This is a genomic window from Streptomyces sp. NPDC001135 (assembly GCF_053598395.1).
The window spans coordinates 102,942-124,940 of record NZ_JBSFKD010000013.1; the positions used below are offsets into that span (position 1 = coordinate 102,942).

The 21,999-nt window shown below is 72.9% G+C and carries 21 protein-coding genes and 2 pseudogenes; 10 read left to right on the top strand and 13 right to left on the bottom strand.

The window, feature by feature from the left end; all coding sequences use genetic code 11:
* The first annotated feature begins 276 nt into the window (after positions 1-276).
* The 6 genes from ACWC94_RS18055 to ACWC94_RS18080 all read left to right on the top strand — a co-directional run bounded on the left by ACWC94_RS18055 (position 277) and on the right by ACWC94_RS18080 (position 6,074).
* Positions 277-1,038: a response regulator transcription factor gene (locus tag ACWC94_RS18055; protein WP_450797567.1), complete on the top strand. Its 762-nt coding sequence runs from the start codon at positions 277-279 to the stop codon at positions 1,036-1,038.
* Positions 1,035-2,468 (top strand): sensor histidine kinase, encoded by a 1,434-nt coding sequence (locus ACWC94_RS18060; protein ID WP_450797568.1) that lies wholly within the window; start codon positions 1,035-1,037, stop codon positions 2,466-2,468. The genes ACWC94_RS18055 and ACWC94_RS18060 overlap by 4 nt, the downstream gene beginning before the upstream one ends.
* A gap of 236 nt (positions 2,469-2,704) precedes the next feature.
* The gene (locus tag ACWC94_RS18065) at positions 2,705-3,373 is read left to right on the top strand and encodes a DedA family protein (RefSeq protein WP_450797569.1); all 669 of its coding nucleotides are present in this window, start codon (positions 2,705-2,707) and stop codon (positions 3,371-3,373) included.
* Positions 3,370-3,975, top strand: coding sequence for a phosphatase PAP2 family protein (locus ACWC94_RS18070; RefSeq protein ID WP_450797571.1), 606 nt, complete (start codon positions 3,370-3,372; stop codon positions 3,973-3,975). Before ACWC94_RS18065 ends, ACWC94_RS18070 begins: the two co-directional genes overlap by 4 nt.
* A 57-nt stretch (positions 3,976-4,032) precedes the next feature.
* On the top strand, positions 4,033-4,695 hold the full coding sequence (locus tag ACWC94_RS18075; RefSeq protein ID WP_450797573.1) for a response regulator transcription factor: 663 nt from the start codon (positions 4,033-4,035) through the stop codon (positions 4,693-4,695).
* Entirely contained in the window at positions 4,692-6,074 is a 1,383-nt protein-coding gene (locus tag ACWC94_RS18080) for a sensor histidine kinase (RefSeq protein ID WP_450797575.1), read from the top strand. The genes ACWC94_RS18075 and ACWC94_RS18080 overlap by 4 nt, the downstream gene beginning before the upstream one ends.
* On the opposite strand, the pseudogene ACWC94_RS18085 reads toward ACWC94_RS18080, so the two are convergent.
* The 6 genes and pseudogenes from ACWC94_RS18085 to ACWC94_RS18110 all read right to left on the bottom strand — a co-directional run.
* Positions 6,055-6,528: pseudogene (locus ACWC94_RS18085) on the bottom strand (hypothetical protein); the annotation flags it as partial. The gene ACWC94_RS18080 and the pseudogene ACWC94_RS18085 sit on opposite strands and share 20 nt — an antisense overlap.
* Before the next feature lie 83 nt (positions 6,529-6,611).
* On the bottom strand, positions 6,612-7,280 hold the full coding sequence (locus tag ACWC94_RS18090) for a response regulator (protein ID WP_450797576.1): 669 nt from the start codon (positions 7,278-7,280) through the stop codon (positions 6,612-6,614).
* Positions 7,277-8,569, bottom strand: a complete 1,293-nt coding sequence (locus ACWC94_RS18095; protein ID WP_450797578.1) for a sensor histidine kinase — start codon at positions 8,567-8,569, stop codon at positions 7,277-7,279. Before ACWC94_RS18095 ends, ACWC94_RS18090 begins: the two co-directional genes overlap by 4 nt.
* 53 nt (positions 8,570-8,622) lie before the next feature.
* On the bottom strand, positions 8,623-9,474 hold the full coding sequence (locus ACWC94_RS18100; protein ID WP_450797579.1) for an ABC transporter permease: 852 nt from the start codon (positions 9,472-9,474) through the stop codon (positions 8,623-8,625).
* Positions 9,471-10,409, bottom strand: a complete 939-nt coding sequence (locus tag ACWC94_RS18105) for an ATP-binding cassette domain-containing protein (protein ID WP_450797580.1) — start codon at positions 10,407-10,409, stop codon at positions 9,471-9,473. The genes ACWC94_RS18100 and ACWC94_RS18105 overlap by 4 nt, the downstream gene beginning before the upstream one ends.
* Positions 10,410-10,730: 321 nt before the next feature.
* On the bottom strand, positions 10,731-11,150 hold the full coding sequence (locus tag ACWC94_RS18110) for a hypothetical protein (protein WP_450797582.1): 420 nt from the start codon (positions 11,148-11,150) through the stop codon (positions 10,731-10,733).
* A 174-nt stretch (positions 11,151-11,324) separates the two neighbouring features.
* Here ACWC94_RS18110 and ACWC94_RS18115 point away from each other — a divergent pair, with 174 nt between their 5' ends.
* Complete coding sequence (locus ACWC94_RS18115) at positions 11,325-11,810, top strand: heme-binding protein (protein ID WP_450797583.1); 486 nt, start codon at positions 11,325-11,327, stop codon at positions 11,808-11,810.
* Positions 11,741-12,754 (top strand): aminoglycoside phosphotransferase family protein, encoded by a 1,014-nt coding sequence (locus ACWC94_RS18120; RefSeq protein ID WP_450797585.1) that lies wholly within the window; start codon positions 11,741-11,743, stop codon positions 12,752-12,754. The genes ACWC94_RS18115 and ACWC94_RS18120 overlap by 70 nt, the downstream gene beginning before the upstream one ends.
* 25 nt (positions 12,755-12,779) lie before the next feature.
* On the opposite strand, the gene ACWC94_RS18125 is transcribed toward ACWC94_RS18120, so the two are convergent.
* From ACWC94_RS18125 to ACWC94_RS18150, 6 genes and pseudogenes are all read right to left on the bottom strand, one after another.
* Positions 12,780-13,484 (bottom strand): hypothetical protein, encoded by a 705-nt coding sequence (locus ACWC94_RS18125; RefSeq protein WP_450797586.1) that lies wholly within the window; start codon positions 13,482-13,484, stop codon positions 12,780-12,782.
* Positions 13,485-13,691: 207 nt separating this feature from the next.
* On the bottom strand, positions 13,692-14,309 hold the full coding sequence (locus ACWC94_RS18130) for a TOPRIM nucleotidyl transferase/hydrolase domain-containing protein (RefSeq protein ID WP_450797587.1): 618 nt from the start codon (positions 14,307-14,309) through the stop codon (positions 13,692-13,694).
* Positions 14,310-14,821: 512 nt separating this feature from the next.
* Positions 14,822-14,962: pseudogene (locus ACWC94_RS18135) on the bottom strand (MerR family transcriptional regulator); the annotation flags it as partial.
* A gap of 13 nt (positions 14,963-14,975) precedes the next feature.
* Positions 14,976-16,871: a GMC family oxidoreductase N-terminal domain-containing protein gene (locus tag ACWC94_RS18140; protein ID WP_450797588.1), complete on the bottom strand. Its 1,896-nt coding sequence runs from the start codon at positions 16,869-16,871 to the stop codon at positions 14,976-14,978.
* Positions 16,868-18,262: a hypothetical protein gene (locus tag ACWC94_RS18145; RefSeq protein WP_450797590.1), complete on the bottom strand. Its 1,395-nt coding sequence runs from the start codon at positions 18,260-18,262 to the stop codon at positions 16,868-16,870. The genes ACWC94_RS18140 and ACWC94_RS18145 overlap by 4 nt, the downstream gene beginning before the upstream one ends.
* Complete coding sequence (locus ACWC94_RS18150) at positions 18,259-18,975, bottom strand: FadR/GntR family transcriptional regulator (protein ID WP_450797591.1); 717 nt, start codon at positions 18,973-18,975, stop codon at positions 18,259-18,261. The genes ACWC94_RS18145 and ACWC94_RS18150 overlap by 4 nt, the downstream gene beginning before the upstream one ends.
* Before the next feature lie 132 nt (positions 18,976-19,107).
* Here ACWC94_RS18150 and ACWC94_RS18155 point away from each other — a divergent pair, with 132 nt between their 5' ends.
* Positions 19,108-20,304 carry an NAD(P)/FAD-dependent oxidoreductase gene (locus ACWC94_RS18155; protein WP_450797593.1) on the top strand — a complete coding sequence of 399 codons (1,197 nt, stop codon included), beginning with the start codon at positions 19,108-19,110 and terminating at the stop codon, positions 20,302-20,304.
* 22 nt (positions 20,305-20,326) lie between these two features.
* A complete protein-coding gene (locus ACWC94_RS18160; protein WP_450797594.1) occupies positions 20,327-20,725 on the top strand; it encodes an orotidine 5'-phosphate decarboxylase / HUMPS family protein in 399 nt (132 codons plus the stop codon).
* Positions 20,726-20,926: 201 nt separating this feature from the next.
* On the opposite strand, the gene ACWC94_RS18165 is transcribed toward ACWC94_RS18160, so the two are convergent.
* A complete protein-coding gene (locus ACWC94_RS18165) occupies positions 20,927-21,973 on the bottom strand; it encodes an aldo/keto reductase (RefSeq protein ID WP_450797596.1) in 1,047 nt (348 codons plus the stop codon).
* Positions 21,974-21,999: the final 26 nt, after the last annotated feature.

A 21,999-nucleotide genomic window follows, 5' to 3' on the forward strand; every position in this document is an offset into this window, starting at 1 on the left:
CCCGCGCCGAATACCACGAACCCCGGGGACATCCGGATCACGCAGGGGACTTGCCGAGTACTCGCTAAAACCTCGGAACCATGAATCACCGTGCAGAACGGCGGGTCCGGTTACGTTTCTTAACCATCATGCGCCGTCCGGCGGATTTCCGGGCGTGGTCGATCGAAGGTCCCGCGCATGGCGCGGTCACAGGAGAAACCCGAAGGATCACTGAGACGAGGGACCCCAGCCGCGGTTGGCCAGCACGATGCGGCTGCCGTTTGTGAGCCTGTCGTCATGCATCTGCTGCTGATCGAGGACGACGACCGCGTGGCCGAACCCTTGATGGAGGGACTGGGCCGCTTCGGGTTCACCGTGGAACACGCACGGACCGGTGCCGCCGGCCTGTCCGCCGCGGAGCCGGCGATAGTGCTGTTGGACCTGGGGCTCCCCGACATGGACGGCATCGACGTCTGCCGGGAGCTACGCGCCCGTTCCTCGGTCCCGATCATCATGATCACCGCCCGGGACTCCGAGACCGACCGGGTGCTCGGCCTGGAACTGGGCGCTGACGACTACGTCTCGAAGCCGTTCGGGGTCCGGGAGCTGGTGGCGCGGATCCGAGCCGTGACTCGACGAACCCGGACCGTGCCCGTCGACGCGGGCGGTCCGGTCATGGGTGCCCCCGGCGGTCGTGACCTGTCCGGTGCATCCGGCGCCCAGCGGATCGGCCCCCTGAGCATCGACCGCCGTACCCGTCAGGTGCACGTGCACGAGCTGCCGGTCGCGCTGGCCCCCAAGGAGTTCGACCTGCTCCTCTGCCTGGCCGAGGATCCCGGAGCTGTCTACTCACGCCAGCAGATTCTCGACACGGTCTGGGAGCCGGACTACTACGGCCCCACGAAGACCCTTGATGTGCACATCGCCGCCCTGCGCCGCAAGCTCGGTGACCCGTCCTGGATCGAGAACATCCGCGGCATCGGCTTCCGCCTCGTCCCGCCCAGTGGCCGTGGCGCTGTCCCGCCCCCACCGCACCAGCCCCGCGGAGGCGTCCGATGACCCGCCGTCTGCTGCTCAGCTATCTCAGCCTCATGGCGCTCGTCCTGCTGGCCCTGGAAGTGCCCTTCGGCTTCGTCTACGCCCGCAACGAGCTGAACCGCTTCTCCCACACCGCGGAGCTGGGCGCGGTGACGCTCGCCACCGTGTGCGAGGACAAGCTCGAACACGGACGGGCGTCGGACCTGGCGGCCATCTCCCGCGACTACGCGCGACGCACCGGCAGCCGGGTGGTCATCACCGACCGGAGCGGCACGGTGCTCACCGACTCCGCCACCCCCGCGGCCGGCGGGAACCTCTCCTCCCAGCCGGACATCGCCTCCGCCCTCCGCGACCGCCCCGCCACCGGGATCCGCGACGACCTCGTCCCGGACGGCAAGGTCCTGTTCGCCACCGTGCCAGGCAGGTCCAGCGACACCGTCCCCTGCGTCGTGCGGACCCTCTATCCGCTCGCGCCGCTCACCGGGAAGGTCCGTGCCACCTGGGTCGCACTCGCCGTCGTCGGCCTGTGCGTACTGGCGGCGGTCACGCTGATCGGGTTCGCGCTCGCCCGCTGGATCACCCGTCCCCTGCGGGCCCTGGAACGGGCCACCGCGCAACTCGCCGACGGTCGCCTGACCGACCCGCCGGCCACCGATCGCGGGCCGCCCGAACTGCGCCGGGTGACGGCCTCGTTCACTCGCACGGCCACCCGGCTGCAGCACCTGCTCCATGCCCAGCAGGCCTTCGCCTCCGAGGCGTCCCACGAGCTCAAGACTCCCCTGACCTCCCTGCGCCTGCGCCTGGAGAACTTCGAGCCCCACCTCGCCGCCTGCGCGCAGGACAGCCTCAGTGACGCGATCGACGAAGTCGGACGCCTCAGCCGGATGGTGCAGGGACTGCTCGCCCTTGCCCGACTGGAGAACTCGGCGATCACCCCGGAGATCGTCGACCTCGACGCCGTCGTCGCGGACCGCGCGGCCATCTGGACGGCGTTCGCCGGTGACCAGCGCGTCGGCATCGCCGTGGCCGGCACGAAGGCCGGCCCGGTGTGGGCGGTGGCGGGCGCCCTCGAACAGATCCTCGACAACCTGTTGTCCAACGCCCTGTGCGTCTCCCCGCCCCACACCACCATCACCTTGGCGACCGCCACCGCACCGGCCGACGGCGGCCGTGCGGTCGAACTGCATGTGATCGACCAGGGGCCGGGGATGACCGAGACCGACCGCCAACGGGCCTTCGACCGGTTCTGGCGTGCCGCTGACGCCCACCACGACGGCACCGGCCTGGGCCTGTCCATGGTCCAGCGGCTCACCCACGCCAGCGGAGGCGACGTCCGCCTGAACGCGGCGCCCGGCGGCGGTCTGGACGCCGTCGTCAGCCTCCGGCCCGTGGAGACCGGCCGTGCCCGGGTCCCCGCGGGCGTGGGAAACCTCACGCCAAGACGTCGTTGAGGCCCCGGCTGCGCGTCGACGCCTCTGCGGAGACGCATCGGATCAGCACCGCCTCGCGGCCGGAGCAGCCCTCCGGCGGCGGCTTCACCGGCGCCCGTCGCGTGCCGGGCGATCCACGCCCGCCGGACGCCCGGCCGGACGCCCGACCGCCCGCGGAACGCACCCCGCCCGTCATTCGTCTACAGTTCATGAATCGTCTACGTGCTTGTAGTCACTCCTAGGAAGGCCCGGGGCCTATGACCACACCGCTGCACCTCGCCTCGCAGCTGGCCGTCAACGTATGGGACGCCCGGTCGCTGCTGGCCGCGTTCGGTGTCCTGGGCGTCGGCGTGGTGATGTTCGCCGAGACGGGGCTGCTGGTCGGCTTCTTCCTCCCCGGGGACTCACTGCTGTTCACGGCGGGGCTGCTGTGCACGGGGTCGGCCGACCAGACCGTCCACCTCTCCCTGGGTCCGTTGCTGGTCGCCGCAGCCTTCGGAGCGCTGGCCGGTGCGCAGTGCGGATATGTGCTCGGCCGGAAGGCGGGCGGGGCGCTGCTCGCCCGCAGCCGCTCGACGCGGCTGCACGAGGGGGCGCAGCGGGCCGAGGAACTGCTGGAGCGGTACGGGTACGCGAAGGCCGTCGTCCTGGCCCGCTTCGTGCCGGTGGTGCGGACGGTGCTCAATCCGATGGCGGGCGCGCTCGGCGTACCGGTCCGCACGTTCACGGTGTGGCAGGTGGTCGGCGGACTGGTGTGGAGTCTCGGTCTGACCCTGGCGGGCTACGCGCTCGGTTCCTCGATCCCGAACGTCGACCGCTACCTGCTGCCGCTGGTCGGACTGATCGTCGTCGTGTCGCTGATCCCCCTGCTGACCGAGGTCCTCCGCTCCCGTCGGACCGCCAGGGCCCGGGAGGAACGCGGATGACCCTCGCCTTCGACGGGTCCTCGATCGACGGGTCCGGCTATCTGGACGTGGTGCGCCTGGCCCGGCACGCGCCGGGCCGGCTGGACGACCTGGTGTTGTTCTGGTCGACGTACGGACTCGCGGTCTTCGCTGTCCTCGCGGCCGCCGGCTGGTGGAGCGCCCGGCGGAGGGGGCCCGCGGCAGCGGTGGGGGCGCTGGCGGTACCGGTCGTCGTCATCGCCGCGTACGGCGCCGACTCCGCGCTGAAGCTGCTGGTGCGCGAGGACCGCCCGTGCCGGAGCCTGCACGTGAAGGTGCTGGAGGCGTGTCCGGCCCCCGGCGACTGGTCCTTCCCCAGCAACCACGCGGCAATAGCAGCCGCCGCCGCGATGGCGCTGCTGTTCGTCTCACGTCGGCTGGGTGCCGTCGGGACCGCGGCCGCACTGGCGATGGCCGCCTCCCGCATCTGGGTCGGCGCGCACTATCCGCACGACGTCGTCGCCGGGATCGCCGTCGGCGCGCTCGCCGGGCTGTCGCTGATGACCATGGTGCGCAGACAGTCGGAGACGCTGGCACGGTGGATCACGTCCGGGAGACTGCGTCCCCTGCTCGTTGCGCCGTAACCCACTCGCCCGTCGCCGGCACGACCCGCCGTGTGGCCCAGGAGTCACTGGAAGATCATGCGTCACAAAGTCCTGGTCGTCGAGGACGATCACGCTCTGCGCGATGTGCTGCGCCGTGGCCTGACCGAGGAGGGGTTCGACCCCGTCCTCGCCTCCGACGGCTCGACCGCCCTGCGGCTGGCCACCCCCGACGTCGCGGCGGCCGTCCTGGACATCGGGCTGCCCGACGCGGACGGACGGGACGTGTGCCAGGCGCTGCGCGCCAACGGCTTCCCCGCTCCCGTGATCTTCCTGACCGCCCGGCACCAGCTCACCGACCGGCTGTCCGCCTTCTCCGCCGGTGGCGACGACTATCTGCCCAAACCCTTCCACCTCGCCGAGCTCGCCGCACGGCTGAGAGCCGCCGTCAGACGAGCGGCGCCGACCTCGACGGCCCTGGCGGGGGACCTCGTCCTGGACGCGGTCGGGCACTGCGCCACCGTGCACGGCGTCCGCGTCGCGCTGACCCCGACCGAGTTCCGGCTGCTCGCGCCGCTCGTCGCCGCGGCCGGCTCCACCCTCAGCCGTCGCGAGTTGATCAGGGCGGCCTGGCCCGAAGGTGCGCAGGTCAGCGACAACACCCTGGACCAGTACCTGACGCGGCTGCGTCGCAAGCTGCGCGAGGCGGGCAGCACGCTGACGATCGGTACGGCGCGCGGGATCGGACACCACCTGTCATGACCGTCGACCGCGCCCTGCGCCGCCTGTCGCCCCGCACCCTGCGCGGCCGGCTCTCCCTCGTGGCGCTGACCACCGCCGCCCTGCTGATGACCGTCCTGACCGTGGTGTTCAACGTCGTGACGGACCGGCATCTGCAGCATCAGGCGGACGACGAACTGCGCAACCGGGCCGCCGCCGTGGCCACGACCGTCGACACCAGCGGCCGCCGGGCGCGCGTCCTGGAGACCTCCAACGACGGTCTCCTCGACGCGAACGCCTGGATCTACGCCGGCACACGACTGCTCGAGAAACCTCCGTCGACGACGGCCGGCAGTCCGCTCACCGAGACCGCCGACCGGCTGGCCGCACATCGCGAGCCGGGGTGCACGACCGTACACGCCCCCGGCCTCCAGCCCGTCCGTCTGTGCTCCCGGCCTCTGGCCGGCCGTCATGCCGACGCAACGGTCGTCACCGCCTTGGACCTCGGTCCCTACCGCAGTTCGGCCGACACCCTGCTGCTCGGATCCCTGGTCCTGGACGCGGTCATGCTCGCCTGCACCTATGTGCTCACGCGTCTCGCCGTCGGCCGGGCACTGCGCCCGGTGCGAACGATGACCGACCAGGCCACCCAGTGGAGTGCCGTGGGCTCCGACGACCGTTTCGGCGCCGAGGAGCACCCGGCCGAACTGGCCCGCCTGGGCGCCTCCCTGGACGCGCTCCTGGACCGCATCCGCACCGTCCTGCGCCACGAACGGCAACTGACCGGCGAACTGTCCCACGAACTGCGGACCCCGCTGACCCGGATCGTCATCGAACTCGACTGGTGGCGGGCCCGCCACCGCTCGGAGGCCGAGACCCGCGCCACCCACGAAGTGATCGCCGAGGCCGCGCAGTCGATGCGCACGATCTGCGACACGCTGCTGAACGACGCGCGCGACAACGCGCTGAACCCGCCCGCGGCACCCGGCACGACCGACGTCGTTCCCGTCCTGGACCGCATGGTCCAGGGCCTCGGCGGACCGGACGACGTGAAGGCCACCGTCGCGCCCGCGGCCCCCGGTCTTCAGACGGGGGTCGCCCCCGCTTTCCTGGAACGGATCGTCGGCCCGTTGCTCGCCAACGCCGTCCGCTACGCCCGCTCCGGCGTGACCGTCGCCGCGCGGCGCGAACCCGGTGCCGTGCGCATCGACGTGGTCGACGACGGCCCGGGCGTGCCGGAGGCGTTCGTCGGCGACCTGTTCCATCCCGGCCGACGCGCCGACTACGGCGACGGGCACGACGGCGCGGGCCTGGGGCTGCCGCTCGCGCGTCGCCTGGCCCGCGCCGTCGGCGGTGAGGTGTCCTACGACCCCGGGCACACCCCCGGGGCCAGGTTCACGGTCAGCCTGCCTGCAGCGTGACCGGTTCGGAGACGTCCCTGCGGGTGGCGGACAGGTGGACGACCAGCCCGAGGACGACCGTCAGGAACAGGGCGCTGGTCACGACGGTGCCCAGCCCGAGGCCGCCGTCGCCGGTGGGCTGGGAGAGGTGGTCACCGAGGGAGGCGCCGAGGGGGCGGGTGAGGATGCAGAGGATGCAGGGGATCCAGAAGCTCCAGACGGTGTCCAGGCCCGGCGCGAAGTGCGCGATGGCCACCGCGGCGATGGGTGCCGCGAACAGGACGGCGGACCGCCAGTACCCGAGGTCCATGCGCTCGGAGACCAGGTCACCGGCGGCGGTGCAGGGCGAACGTATCAGTGCCACGGCGAGCCAGTACACGCCCGCGCGGTGGGCGCTCGTGCGGAACTGGACCTCCAGGACGACGGCCGGCAGGCCGCTCATCAGCACGGACACGCCGGTAAGCCCCAGACCGGCGTGCCCGACCGTGCCACCCGGCACCTGAACACCTCCCGACTGCCGCCACCCACGCGCTGCCGGCCGAAGGCCGGACCACCGGCTCAGCCGGGGTGCGGACGGGCCAGGCCGTGGTCGTAGGCGAAGATCACCGCCTGGATGCGGTCACGGGCGCCGATCTTGGACAGGACGCGGCCGACATGTGTCTTCACCGTGGACTCCGACAGGACGAAACGTGTGGCGATCTCGCCGTTGGTCCAGCCCTTGCCGATGGCGACGAGGATCTCGCGCTCGCGGTCGGTGAGGGAGGCCAGCCGCGGGTCCTCGGCGGAGCCGTCGGCACGGGCCGGCACCAGTCGGGCGAACTCGTGCAGCAGGCGGCGGGTGAGTGCGGGGGCGATCACGGCGTCCCCGACGGCGACGGCGCGGATGCCTGCGAGCAGTTCCTCGGGGCGGGCGTCCTTGAGGAGGAAGCCGCTGGCTCCGGCACGCAGGGCCGCGTAAACGTATTCGTCGAGGTCGAAGGTGGTCAGCACCAGGACGCGGGAGCGGTCACCGGACGCGACGATGCGGCGTGTGGCCTCGATGCCGTCCATGCCCGGCATACGTACGTCCATGAGGACGACGTCGGGACGGAGCTCGGCGGCCCTGCGTACGGCTTCGCCTCCGTGCGCGGCCTCGCCGACCACCTCCGTCTCGGGCACGGAGTCGAGGAGCATGCGGAAGCCGTACCGCTGGAGCGGCTGGTCGTCCACGACGAGCACGGTGGTCATCGGGCGCCTTCCCGGGGAGCGAGGTCGAGCTCGGCCCGCACCGCCCATCCCGTGCCGACGGGACCCGCGCTGACGTGCCCGCCGTAGAGAGCCGCTCGTTCCCGCATGCCCACCAGGCCGTGTCCTTCCTCGTTCGCCGTGCCGGGAACTCCGGCCGGGGCGAGTGGGCCGGAGTCCTCGACGGTGATGGTCAGCCGCGTGTCCTCCACGACGATCGCCAGGTTCGCACGGGCGCCCGCGCCGGCGTGCTTCAGGGTGTTCGTCAGCGCCTCCTGCACGATGCGGTAGACCGTGAGCTGCACCCCGCTGTCGAGGACGTCGACGTCACCGGCGCTACGGTAGACGACCTCCAGGCCGGCGGCGCGCACCCCCTCGCACAGCGCGTCGATGTCCGCGAGCCCGGGCTGCGGGCTCAGTTCGGGCTCGCCCCGCGGACCGTCCGCCTCGCGCAGCACGCCGAGCACCCGGCGCAGTTCGCTCAGGGCCTGGCGGCCGGTGTCGCCGATGAGGTGCAGGGCTTCCGCTCCCCGCTCCGGGGCGACGGCCGTGGCGTAGGCACCCGCGTCGGCGAGCGTGATGATGACGGACAGGTTGTGGCCGACGATGTCGTGCATCTCACGGGCCACCCGTGCCCTTTCGGCCGCGACGGCGAGCCTGCCCCGCTGGTCGCGTTCGATCTCCAGCCGGGCCGCACGGTCCCGCAGCCCGGCCAGCTGGGCCCGCCGGATGCGGATCACCAGGCCGAGCGCGAGGGCCGCGGTGGCCGTGCTGAGCAGGAAGAACAGCGCGTCCCAGACCGACACCGCCGCCGCGACCCGCGCCGCGACCAGGCCCAGCGCAGCCGCCATGGCCGCGCAGGCCCAGGGCAGCTGCCGCAGCCGCCCGTGCAGGGTCAGGCTGTACAGGGCGACGAAGAGGGCGACGTCCGCACGGAGTGCGGCGCCGAGGGCCCACTGGAGCACGAACACGGCCGCGACGGCGCCGAAGGCCACCGCGGGCGCCCGCCGTCGCCACAGCAACGGGAGCACCAGCCCGGCCTGCAGGGCCAGCATGCCGGCCGTGGGCAGCCGGGTGAACGCCAGACGGAAGCGGCGCGGGCCGTCGCCGTCCCCGCCGACCGCGCCGACCGCGTGCAGCAGGTCCGGCAGACAGAACAGCAGGAAGACCAGGACCACCACCGCGGTGTCCAGCACCCACGGACGGGCCCGGTCGGCGAGCCGGAGCCGCTGGCCGGCCCGGCCGAGCCGGGCGACCAGCGGCCCCATCCCGCCGAGGTCATCGGTGGTCACGGAATTCACCAGCCCATGATGCGGGTCCGGCCGACGATGCGGGCTCAGGGGGCTCAGACGTCGTCGCGCAGCAGCCGGTACGCCGCACCCGCCAGCGCCAGTGCCGTCCAGCCGAGGAGGACCAGCAGGCCAGCGGCGGGCGACAGGGTGGTGGAGTCATGGGTCAGCGCGAAGATCGACTCGCCCGCGTGGCTCGGCAGATAGGGGTCGATGTCGCCCTGCCACGAGGTGGGCAGCAGGGAGGTCAGTCCGGGTACCAGCATCAGGGCGGCGACCAGGACCGAGATGGCGCCCGCCACGGACCGCAGGAGCGCACCCAGGGCGGTGCCGATCACACCGACCAGGCCGAGGTAGAGTCCGGCACCCAGCAGACTGCGTACGACGCCGGCGTGGCCGAGGCCCATGGCGGCGGGCGTACCGGAGACGATCCGGCTGCCGACGAGGAAGGCGACGAACGCGCCGACGGTGGCGATCACCAGCGCGACCAGCCCGTACACCGCCGCCTTGGACCACAGCACGGGCAGCCGGCGCGGTACCGCGGCCAGGGTCGAGCGGATCATGCCGGTGGAGTACTCGCCCGCCGTCACCAGCACGCCGAGCACACCGAGGGCCAGCTGCGCGAAGTTCGTACCGAAGAGGGACAGGCTCGCGGCCGTCGCGGTGGCGAAGTCGCGGTCCATGTGCCGGCCGGAGCCGAGGTTGGACTTGTAGTGGCTCGCGGCGATGACGCCGAAGGCGACGAGGAACAGCAGGCCCAGGCCGAGGGTGATCCAGGTGGAGCGCAGGGACCAGAGTTTGGCCCACTCGGAGGACAGCACGCGCCGTCCGGTCACCCGGTAGACGGGGCGGGCCGGAGCGGTCCGGGCGGTCTCAGGGGTCTCGGGTGTTGCCGTGAGGGTGCTCATGCCGCGCTCCCGGAGGTGTCGGTACCGGTCGTGGAGCCGTGGTACTCCACGGCGTCCCTGGTCAGTTCCATGAACGCCGCCTCCAGCGACACCGCCTTCGTGGTCAGCTCGAACAGGGGGATCCCGTGCTCGGCCGCCTTCAGCCCGATCTCGCGGGCGGACACCCCGGTCACCTGCAGTTCCTCGGAGCCGACGCGGCCGGTGATCTCCACGCCCGGCCCGGCCAGCACGTCCCGAAGCCGCGCGGGGTCGTCCGTGGCGACCTTCACGGTGTCGCCGCCCGCCTCGCGGACCAGGTCCTGCACCGTCGTGTCGGCCAGCAGCCGGCCGCGCCCGACGATGATCAGGTGATCCGCGACCAGGGCCACCTCGCTCATCAGGTGCGAGGAGACGAACACCGTCCGTCCCTCGGCCGCGAGCGACGTCAGCAGATTGCGGATCCAGAGCACACCCTCGGGGTCCAGTCCGTTCACGGGCTCGTCCAGCATCACCGTCTGCGGGTCGCCCAGCAGGGCGGCCGCTATGCCGAGCCGCTGTCCCATGCCGAGGGAGAAGGCCCCGGCCCGCTTCTTCGCGACGCTTCCGAGACCGGCGAGTTCGACGACCTCGTCGACCCGGCGGCGCGGAATCCCGTGGGTCAGCGCGAGCGCCCTGAGGTGCTGGTGGGCCGAGCGGCCCGGGTGGATCGACTTGGCCTCCAGCAGCGCCCCGACTTCCTGCAGCGGCGCCTGATGACGGGCGTAGCGCTGCCCGTTCACCGTGACGGAGCCGCTCGTCGGCGCGTCCAGCCCGACGATCATGCGCATCGTCGTGGACTTGCCCGCCCCGTTGGGCCCCAGGAAGCCGGTCACCGTACCCGGCCTCACAGCGAAGTCGAGACCGTCGACGGCTGTCTTCTCCCCGTACCTCTTGGTGAGCTGCTGTGCGTCGATCATGCGTGTTCTCTCTCTCGGACTGCGGCGTCCGGCACACCTGACGCCTCCTCCGCCACGCTAAGTCCGCGATCTCCCGGATCCGGTGGTACCGGGGGCTGAACAGTGCCGCGCAGGTGGTACCGGGGTACTACGGCCCCGCGCGCGCTGTGCGCGGCCGGGACACGGGAACCGCCGCGGAGGGCCCGGGGCCGCCCTCCGGCCCTGCTGCCGGCCTACTCGGCGACCGGTCTTCCTTCACCGGAGGGTTCTGCCCGCCACCGGAGCGGGCAGAACCGTCGCCGCGCCGGTGGCGGGTTGCCGCAGCCGCGGTGCCGGTGCGGCTCAGCGGACCGTCACGTTGAAGACCGGGGAGGCCGTGGTGCCGCTGACGATGCGCAGGTCGTTGGTGCCCTTCAGACCGAGCTCGACGCGCAGCGAGTAGGAGCCGTCGCGCGCGACGGGCGCGGACGCGGGCAGGCTGACCCACTTGCCGTGCTGCTTCTGCTGCAGGGTCACCTTGCTGCCCGCCTTGAGGCCGGTCGTCTCGCCGGTGACCCGGAACAGCTGCCAGGCGCGGACGGAGGACGCCGACGGTGTGGCGGTGATGCCGGCCTTGGGCGCCTGGGCCTTGTGCGCGGCGGCGACGGGGGTCGCGGTGTGCGTGGCCGGGGTGGCGGCCATCGCGGTGCCGGCGAGAGCGAGGGAGGCCGCGCCGAGGGCACCGACGACGGCAGTACGCAGAGAGCGCCGCTTCGAGACCATCACAGATATGTCCCTTTCCATGACTGGAACAGCATGTGAGTGAAAAATGCACTACATGCTGATTGATGTAGACATCTGGAGTGACGTCACTGCGGATGCAGGCGTTCATCGGCGTACTGTCGCTGTCTTGTAACAGCGCTGCGCGGCGATCACCGCCTCGCCCAGCAGGCGGCGGTGAACTGGCTTGCGCCCGGGGGCAAATTGGCCGAAGCGGATCGGATCGTGGAAGCCGCGTTGGCGGTGGGTGCGGAGCGCGGCTTCCCCCCGCTGGCGGTGGCCGTCGTCGACGTCGCCGCAGAGGTGATCGTCCTACGGCGGGCCGACGGTGGTATGCCGATGACCAGCCGCATCGCGGTGGCCAAAGCGCGCACCGCGCTACGTGCCCTGCAGCCCTCCGGCCTGATCAACCTGCCCGGGGGAATCGTCGACACCATCCAGCACCTGTACGACGGCGACTCCGTCCCGTGGGCCGGGGGTGTGCTGGTCACCGACGGTGAGGTGATCCTCGGCGCCGCGGGGGCATCCGGTGCCCATGCCGTCGAAGACGAAGAGGCCGTACGGACGGCGGTACGACGGTGGCGGGAGAACCGTTGCGCAGGACGGCCGGAGGTGGTGCCGGGTGCGGTGACACAGGAACCTGTCCGGCGGGAGTCGTCCTGAACGCGGAATCCTCCCCCACCTCCGACTCGTGGCCCGGGTACTTCGCCGACCGCGGGCACCCGAACGCCCACCGCATCGGCTCCGGCGTCGAGGGCATCGTCTACCGCCTGGGAGACGGTCGGGTCGCCAAGGTGTGGACCGGCCGGCCGCCGACCGCGGTCACCCGTCAGGTGTATGCGGACCTCGCACAGCACCCGCTGCCGTTCGCCACCCCGGAGATCCTCGAAGTCGAGGAGCACCAGGGCGTCGTCGTCACGTACGAGCGGGAACTGCCCGGTGTCCCGGTACGGGGCGAGTCCGCGCACGAGGACCACGAGCGAGAGCTGTCCGTCCGGCACAGGAACGCGCTGCTCGCCGTCCTGCGTGGCCTCGCCTCGGTGCCGGGCACAGACGCGATGCGCCGGATGACCGTGCGGGGCGACGACCGTCCGCTGTGGCAGGGCCACCACCGCTTCCAGGACGCGCTCGCGGCGCTGGTCGCCCGCGCCGTGGCCCGGCACGGCACTGCCCTGGCCGTGCGGGTGCCGGACTTCGACTCGGGAGTCGCACGCACGCTGAACGCGCTCAGGTCGCTTCCCGACGCTCCGGTCACGGCGATCCACGGTGACCTCGTCCCGCCGAACATCCACACCGACGGTGCCGGACGACCCGTCGCCGTACTCGACTTCGGCTTCTTCACCACGGCAGGCGATCCGGCCTTCGAAGCGGCGGTCACCGCAGCCGTCTGGGACATGTACGGCCCCTGTGCCAGGGCGCACACCGCGGACCTCACCCGGCTCTTCGCACAGGAGCTCGGCTACGCGCCCGCCGCCCTCGCGGCCTACCAGGCCGTCTACGCCCTCACCACCTACGATCTGTTCGGCACGGACGACAGCGACGGACATTTCCGGTGGTGCGCCCAACAGCTCCGTCACAACGCCGTGTTCGGGACCCGGGTGTCCTGATTCCGTCCCCCGCCGCTCGGGACCGTCAGCGTGGCAGCCCCAACTCGTCGAGGGAAGCGCCGGTCGCCCAGCGCCGCAGTCGCCGGCCGTGCAGGAGGTGGACGTCACCCTGGCGGGAGGCCCACAGCATGTCTGCGCGGCTGAAGCGGCCGGGGTGCACGATGACCTGGATCGGACGGCCGGCGCCCGGGCGGCCCGTCTCGACGAGGGTCGCACGCCAGTTCTCGCCTTGCTCGGCCGTCGTCTCGGAGCGGAACGCGACGTCCAGTTGGCGCCCCTGGCGGTCCCGGGCGTGCAGGCGCCGCCTCCCTTTCTGCAGGGTCAGGTCGACCACGTGCCAGCCGTCGCGCTGCAGGATGCGCGCCGCCGCCTCCGCCAACCCGCGCTCGTCGAGCAGGGCGAGCTCCGCAGCGGTGTAGCGGCCGCCACGTCGGCGCACGACCGCGCGGCGCACGCGCAGGGCCACTACGGCGCTCGAAGCCAGTACGAGGACGCCGAGCGCCAGTCCGACGACGCCCGATGTGTGCTGCAGCCAGACGAGCAGGCACACGGGGACGAGCACGGCCAGGCCGAGGCCCGCGAACCCGGGGAGGACCTCGCGGAGTTCGGGGCCGTACAGCCCCTGGGCCCGGAGTTCGGACACCGCCTGCGTTCGCTGCGCCCGGCGCGCACCGGGAACCGGCCGGCGCCGCCCCCGTACCGGCAGCCGCGGCTGCTGCCACCTCGTCACCAGAGTCCACCCCCACGGTCCTGTCTGCCCCTCGCGGTAGAGGTATCCGGTCAGCGATCCCGCGCCGGCAAGGGTCAACCGTGGGCCACGATGTCATGTCCGACCGGTGGCAGGGTAGCCAGGTGCCGGGGAGTGCTCGGACGGACCGGCCGCCGGCATCGCCCGGCGCTGCGGCTCCAGCGCCCGACCCGACCGGCCCGCGCGTTGTCAGAGGCTGGTGAGCAGGCCGTCGAGTGGGGCGGGCGTGCGGTCCGGGTCGAGGGCCTCGACGAGGACGCGGCCGTAGCGGATCTTGCGCCCCTTCTTCGTGCCGAGGAAGCGCCGCAACTGCTGCTGCGAGGTGCGGCCCTGCTGTGCGGGCTGGCGCAGGAAGGTCCGCAGGGCGCGCAGGTCGCCCTCCGCCCGGACCAGTTCCTCCACCCGGGTCACGCCCAGCGCGCGGATGAGCTCGTCCTCGAGATCCGCCGCGCAGACGAAGAACTCCCGCTGTGCCGCACCGGCCCGCTCCAAGCCGCGGGCGTAGTAGCCACGCTCCCGCTCGTCGCACAGTCCCGTGAGGCAGAGACCCAGGCCGGGTGGCCCGAGGAGGCGGGCGAAGCGTCCGACGCTCATCGCACCGCCCATCGCCAGGACGCAGACACCTTCGGCCGCCAGGTTCCGGCCGCGGCTCGCGGCCAGAGTGTCGACCGCTGCGACGTCGCTCGGCCCTTCGAGCAGCACGGCCGCCCGGACACGCAGCCGATCGGCCAGCTCACGCGCGGGGTCGCCGGGGCCGCCGGCTGCCCATGCGGTGACCGCTGTCCGGAACGACCCCATGTCCGCCATGGGACGAGTCTCCGCCCTCGCCGGCCATGGCGCGAGAGGTTTTCCGCCGGCTCCCGGGTCGTCGGCGGGCGGTCGGCCCGGCGGTCCGGACGAAGGGGGAAGGGCGGCGAGGAAGTGCCGCCAGGGCAGGGCAGCCGGGTCGATTGTCCGTGCCCGGTCGCACACTGACGCCCACGCGGATGACGGAGCGCACGCCCAAGCAGGCATGGCACCGGACAGTCACAGGTTCCGACCTGCTCGGCGGCACGATGCTCCCGCCCACCGGCACATCACCCGAGCAGTACACAGAGCGCACAGGCGATCACGGCGGCCTCTTCCTCGTCCTGCACGAAGACGGCACCGTACACGGCTGCCACGGGCCTACCGGGTGGTCCTCGCCTCCCGGGGTCTCGACCAGGTGCTGTGTTCCGTCGCCGAGGACACGGTCCGTCGTCTCGCCCGGCACATCGTGGCCCACTCCCCCGGCCACGGCCCGGTCGCGAACCTCGTGACCGGGCAGGCCGCGACGCTCGTCGGGCCTGGCCGAGTTCTTCGGGTGCGTAGCGGCGGTACCCGGTCACCGGGTCGACGCGAGCGGGATCCAGCACGCCGAGGTCGTCGTAGAGAGGCAGCGCCTTCGGCGACAGCCGGGACGCCTTCGCGAACGCCCCGATGACCGTTCCGGGCTCAGGACCGCGTGGCGCAGCGCCGGGTGACGGCCAGGGCCGCGGCCATGATGCTCAGTTGCGGGTTCACCTCCGGGCAGCTCGGCAGTACGGAGCCGTCGGCGATCAGTACGCCGTGTACGCCCCGCAGGCGTCCCTCGGGGTCGGCCGGTGACCGTTCCGGGTCGGTGCCGGCCGCCACCGTGCCCGTGGGGTGGAACGCGGACACGTGGAGGTGGCGCGCGCTCACCGTGTCGAGCAGTGCCTCCAGTTGGGCGGGGGTCCGGGCGCGCGGGGCGTGGGGGACGCCCGTGAGCACCTCCTCCGCGCCCGCCGCGAACAGCAGGTGCCCCATGGCCCGTTGGGCCCGCAGCAGCCGCCCGGCGTCGCGCTCGGCCAGGTCGTAGCGCAGCAGCGTACGGTCGCTCCCCAGGACGCGGCCCGAGGGCCGGTCGGCGATCATGGCGCCGAGGGTGGCCAGTCGGTCCGTCTCCTCCAGTTCGCGTCGCAGTTCGCGACCGACACCGGGCAGGACGAAGGAGCTCATGCCGGGTGGCGCCGCGGTGGCTTCGATGAGGATGCCCTCGGCACGCAGGTGCTCCACTCCCACGCTCTGCAGGACACCCTTCCCGCCGGCGACGGGGCGGCCGAAGCGGCCCGCGACGCTGACGGCCGGGTGGACGCTGAGGTGGTGACCGAGCCGCGGGTGTCCGCCCAGGCCGGAGCGGCGCAGCAGCGGCGGCGTGTGCAGAGCCCCCGCGGCGATCACGACCAACGGGCTGAGGATCTCCAGTTCACTGCCGTCCGGGCGGCGGGCCAGCACCCCGGCGGCCCGTGGGCCGCCCGGCCGGTCGCGGTCGGTGAGGACACGCCGTACGCGGGCGCCGGTCAGGATGCGGGCGCCCGACGCGCAGGCTTCGGGAAGCACGGACAGCTGGACGCTCTGTTTGGCGCCGGTGGGGCAGCCCACGACGCACTGGCAGGATCCCCGGCAGCCCGGGGCGTTGCGCCGCAGCGGCGCGGCGGACCAGCCGAGCTGCTCGGCCCCGGCGAGTGCGAGCAGCCCGTTGTCGCCGAGGACGTCCAGCGGCTGGCGTGCCACCCGCAGGGCGCGTTCGACCTCGTCGAGGCGGGAGTCGAAGCCCTCGGCCGCCGCGAATCCGTGCCGGCTCAGCCAGCGGGTGACGACATGGCCGGGGGTGCGGTAGCACGTGCCGGAGTTGACGACGGTCGTACCGCCGACCGCGCGGCCCACCGGCAGGACCAGCGGAGGGCTGCCGACGGCGATCGTCGCGCCGCCGTCCCGGTACAGGTCGATGAAGCGGTCCAGCGGAGCCCGTCGGGTGAACGACGCGGTGGTGTGGTGGTCGCCCTCCTCGACCACGACGACGCTCAGACCGGCCGCTGCGAGCGTCCGCGCGGCCATCGCCCCGCCGGCGCCCGATCCGACGACGACCGCGTCGGCGGTGGACCGCGTGGGCCAGTGGCCGGAGGGTGTGCAGTCGAGCGGCGGATCACCGGGGGCGGACACCGAAGGGGCGGACACCGGGGGCGCCGCGTCGTGGTGCAGTGTCCGCTCGGTGCCGGCGGCCAGCATGACCGGCACCTTGACCGCGTCCAGCAGTGGCAGCAGTGCCCGGCGTGCGGCGAGCGACGCCATGACGTGCTGCCGCCCCGCCGCATCGAGCGAGGACAGTCGCCTGCCGGTGCGGGCGACGGCATAGGCGTCGATGGCCGCGGCCGTGCCGCGTACGGCGAGCCTCGCCGGGGCGGGCATGGCGTCGAGGAGTGCCGCGACACGCCGGGGTACGGCCCGGGTCCACGCGGCCGTGCCGTCGTCGGCGAGGACGGCGGCGACAAGTCCGCTCAGGGCGCGGGACGTCGGGGAGTCCACGGTGGGGGACGTCGGGAACCTCATCGCTCGCCGACCTCCGCGTGGGCGGTGCCCGACAGCCGCCATACGGCCTCCGGCCGCCACCCGCCGCGCCAGCGCTCCAGGTGCACCACCGTGTCCGCCCTCTCGCTGTTGCGGCACACCGCGGCGGAACCGTCCGGATCGGTGTAGTCCAGTGCGAGTGTCCGCTCCGCCGGCTGGGTCACCGTCACCCGGATCCGCCGCAGGCCGGCGCGGCCCTCGATCCGCCACTGCGGCAGGCCGATGTCCGCGCGGAACCGGCCCATGCCCGCCCAGCCCACGGCGGACCGCTCCGCCCGCCGCGGCCAGGTCCGACCGTTTCGGTACAGGCGCAGGAACACCAGCGGGGGCAGCCTGTCCAGTCCTCGCCGTGTCGACACCGCGGCAACGGCCTCCAGGACGTCGCCGCCGCCCAGGTCGGCGTGGAGCCAGGCCCAGCGACGGGCGTTGCCGTGGCCGTAGATCCGGGCGCTCGCTCCGGGCGCGTCCGCGAGCCGTAACTCGCCGGTGCCGTGGCGGACGGTTCCGCTGTAGTGGGAGCGCACGGCGGGCAGCATGTGCGAGGCGGGCAGCCACGGGTGTCTCCACGACCAGCGCGGAAACGTGTACAGCGGCGGGCCCTGCGGCCGCTCCGAGAGCGCCCAGCTGAACGGGCCGGCCGAGCCGGTGAGACGGCCCGGGACGGCACGGATGCCCTCCGTGCCGAATCCCCGGGATCGCCGCTCCCAGGGGGTGGGGCCGAAGCGGGCGTGCTCCACCGGGCCGTCCTTGGGGAACACGGCGGCCCAGCCGTGCGCGTAGGCGGGTGAACCGTCGCTGGGCGCGACGAGCTCGTGGTGCAGCCAGACGCCGGTGCCCGTCACGGGGTCGGTCAGGGTGGTGTACCAGACCTCCGTCCGCCCCGGCGTGCCGTCCCAGCGCGGCGCCGGATCCCGGTCGGTGGCGGGCTCGGCGGCCCGGGGGAACCGGAAGCCGGCGAGGAAGGGCAGCAGGCCTGTGGCGAGAGGGAAGCGCAGGGTGCCCGCACCGGCGCGTTCACCGTCCTCGTACAACGTGTACGGCAGTACGGTCAGGGAGGTCAGGGGGCGCTTGAACGACACCGACTTCCAGCCGTCCAGCAGCAGGCACCGGCCCTCCAGGCCGAAGCGGAGCCGGTAGCGGATCCTGCGGCGCGCCAGCGGTGAGATCTCCAACTCGCCCACGAGGAAGCTGTCGTCGGCCCGTCCGGCTATCCGGATCCGTCCCGTCAGCCGCGCCTGCGTCGTCCGATGGGGCAGCAGCACCTGGTCGGCGCGGACCACGAGGTCGAGCCGCAGGGGGCGGTCGGTCTCCTCGCCGACAAGGCGTACACGGCCGAGCATGGTTTCCCGGAACACTGTTCCGCGTGAGCTCACCGGGCGGCCTCCCCGCGTCCTGCGGACCGTGCCAGGCCCTCGAGCATGATGCGTTCGGTCGCCGACAGGTAGTCGCCGGCGGCGGTGCGTGCCGTGTCCGGGGCGCCGGCCGCCACCGCCTCCACCACGGGCGCCAGGCGGTCGTGAGCGGTGCGGGCGTCCTCGAAGGGCCCGGCCAGGGCGGCGCGCACCGGCATGTACGCGTTGAACAGCGTGTTGGTCAGCAGGACGTACACGCGGTTGCCGGTGGCACGGGCCAGTGCCCGGTGCACCTCGGCGTCCGCCAGCTGTGCCGGGTCGCCGCCGTCCGCCTCCCCGACGGCCGCCAGCAGCCGGCGCAGTTCGACGATCTGGTCCGCCGTGGCGCGGGCCGCGGCCCGTTCCGCGATCAACGCGCCGATGCTGCGGCGCACTTCGAAGATCTCGCCGATCCAGTCGGGGCTGTGGCGCACGAGCATCGGCAGCAGGTCCGCCCCGCCCAGGCGCAGGAAGTCCCGTACGCGCGTGCCCACTCCGTGACGTGTCTCCAGCAGGCCGGCGTGCGCCAGCCGGCCGAAGGCGTGCTTGAGAGTGGTGCGGGTGACCCCGAACCCGTCGGCGAGTTCGCGTTCGGGCGGCAGATAGCTCCCGGCCGGATGGCGGCCGGCGAGGATGTCCTCGCGCAGCTTCCTCTCCAGCACGTCGACGATCGTCTCGCGTGGCAGTGCTTCCATTCCCGGGCCTCCAGCGACACAGTGGTTCAGTGGCTGAGCCACTCAACCAATGACGGTTCCTGGAGTCAATGGCCTTGGCAGCTGAAGGGCATCACCCTGTTACTGACGGCCCGTCCTTGGAAAGGAACCCGGGTGGCCTCTGGAAGGGAGTGGCCGTTGTCCTCCTCCGGCTTCCGTACCGTCCCGGACTTTGCCGATGTGGTGATCGTCGGGGGCGGTGTCATGGGGGTGAGCACCGCGTTCCACCTCGCCGAGGCCGGTGTGCGGAACATCGTCGTCGTCGAGCGCAGCGATCTCGGCTGCGGCAGTTCGGGCAAGCCGATCGGCGGCGTCCGCGCCCAGTTCTCCGATCCGCTCAACATCGAGCTGGGCAACCGCAGCCTGCACGCCTACCGGGAGTTTCCCCGGCGGCCCGGCGCCGACATCGGGCTCGACACCGTCGGCTACCTCTTCCTGCTCGACAGCGAGCGGCAGGCGACCGACTTCGAGGCCGGCGTCGAGCTGCAGAACAGCCTGGCCGTGCCGAGCCGCATGATCAGCCCCGACGACGCCCAGCGCCTGTGTCCCTACCTCAGCACCGACGGACTCGTGGCCGCCGCGTACTCCCCCGCCGACGGGCACGCCCGCCCCGGACTGGTCGTCCAGGGGTACGCGCGGGCCGCGGCCCGGGCCGGTGTCACCCTCGCCACCCGCACCGAGGTCCTGGGCATCGGCACGGCCGGGAGCCGCGTCGTCGCCGTGCACACCGGTCACGGCCGTATCGCGTGCTCCTCCGTCGTCCGTACGGCGGGGGCCTGGTCGGCGCGGATCGGCGCCATGGCCGGCGTCGACCTCCCGGTCCGGCCCGTGCGACGGCAGCTGGCGTTCACCGAGCCCCTCGCGCCGCCCGCCCCGCGCATCCCGTTCACCATCGACTTCTCCTCGAGCGCCTACTTCCACAACAGCGACGACGGTCTGCTGTTCGGGCTGGCCGACCCCGGCGAGGAGGACGGCTTCGACACCACCTGGACCCCGGACTGGCTGGAGCTGTTCCGCACCGTCGCCCGCCACCGCGCCCCGACCCTGGCCGGCCTGCGGACCGCCGGCGGATGGGCCGGCCTGTACGAGGTCACACCGGACCACAACGCGCTCATCGGCCGCTCCGGCGAGCTGCGCGGCTTCCTGTACGCCACCGGGTTCTCCGGTCACGGCTTCCTCCAGGCGCCCGCGGTCGGCGAGGTCGTACGCGACCTGTACCTGGAACGCGAGCCGTTCACCGATGTCTCCCCGCTCAGCGCCGACCGGTTCCGCCACGGTGCCGGCGTCCGCCCCGAAGCCCACGTGGTGTGACCCCCGACCGGGAGGCCGAACCATGTCGACGATCAGTCAGTGGCGGCTGCGGGCCGCCTTCGCGGCGCGGCTGTCGCGGATGTACGGGCAGGAGGTGCCCGCCTACACCATCGGCGTCGGTGACCCCGTGGAGGAGCAGGTGCTCAGGCTTGCCCGCCTGGCGGGCAAGGCCGGATGTCACGGGGTGATCGCCTCGCCTCAGGACGTCGCCGCCCTGCGCGGCGCGCTCGGTACCGATGCCCTGATCGTCGCTCCCGGGGTCACCCTGCCCGGGGACGCTCCAGCCGGCCATGCCCGCCCCGGCACACCGCGTGCCGCCATCGCCGCCGGCGCCTCCCACGCCACCGTGGGGCGAACGGTCACACGCGCCGCGGACCCGGCAGCCGCGTTCCGTGTCGTCCGCACCGGCCTCGCCCGCTGAGAGCGGGCCGCCCAGGCCGCCCGGCACCGGCGTTCCGCCGCAGGCCAAGACCGTCGTGCGTCCCGGGGCACGGCGGGGCTCGGCCGACAGCCCCGTCACGTGGTCTTCCAGACCAACGCGCGGCTGCTCCTCCGCCCGGTGGCCGTGAACGGCACGCTGCCGGGCCGGGCCGGGCCGGTGGGGAGTGGCGGAAGCGATTCCTCAGCGCGGCGCGGCGAAGACCGGCGGGTTCACGCGGGCGAATCCTTCCTGACGCTCGTAGGGGAAGTACGGGTACGGCGCCGGCCGATGGCTCGCCGCATCGAGTTTCGCCATCTGCTCGGCGGTCAGGCTCCAGCCGACGGCACCGAGGTTCTGGCGCAGCTGCCGCTCATCGCGGGCGCCGATGATGACCGAGGACACCGTCGGCCGCTGGAGCAGCCAGTTCAGGGCGATCTGCGGCACGGCCTTGCCCGTCTCCTCCGCGATCTCCTCCAGGGCGTCCACCACGCCGTAGAGGTGTTCGTCGCTGACGGGCGGGCCGTAGTCGGCGGTGCGGTGCAGTCGGCTGCCGGCGGGCAGCGGTACCCCGCGGCGGATCTTGCCGGTGAGGCGACCCCAGCCGAGCGGGCTCCAGACGATCGCGCCGAGGCCCTGGTCCTGGGCGAGCGGCATGAGCTCCCACTCGTAGTCGCGGCCGATGAGGGAGTAGTACACCTGGTGGGCCACATAGCGCGGGTGGCCGTACTTCTCCGCGGTGGCGAGGGACTTCATCACCTGCCAGCCGGAGAAGTTGGAGACGCCGGCGTAGCGCACCTTTCCGGACTGCACGAGGGTGTCGAGGGCGGCCAGCACCTCTTCCACCGGTGTCCCGGCGTCGAAGGCGTGCAGCTGGAACAGGTCGAGATGGTCGGTGCCCAGCCGGCGCAGGGCGTCCTCGCAGGCGGTGATCAGCCGGGAGCGGGAGGAGCCCGCGTCGCCCGGTCCGTCCCCCATGGGCAGACCGGTCTTGGTGGAGATGATCACCTGGTCCCGGCGGCCCTTGATCGCCTCCCCCAGCACCTCCTCGGAGGCGCCGGCGGAGTAGGCGTCAGCGGTGTCGAACATCGTGATGCCGGCGTCCAGGCAGATGTCCACGAGGCGGCGCGCCTCCTGGGCGTCGGTGGTGCCCCAGGCACTGAAGAGCGGCCCCCGGCCGCCGAAGGTGCCGGCCCCGAAGCTCAGCGCGGGAACCATGAGGCCGGACGCGCCCAGTCGCCTGTATTCCATGTCAGACCCTTTCCGAAGACCGAAGA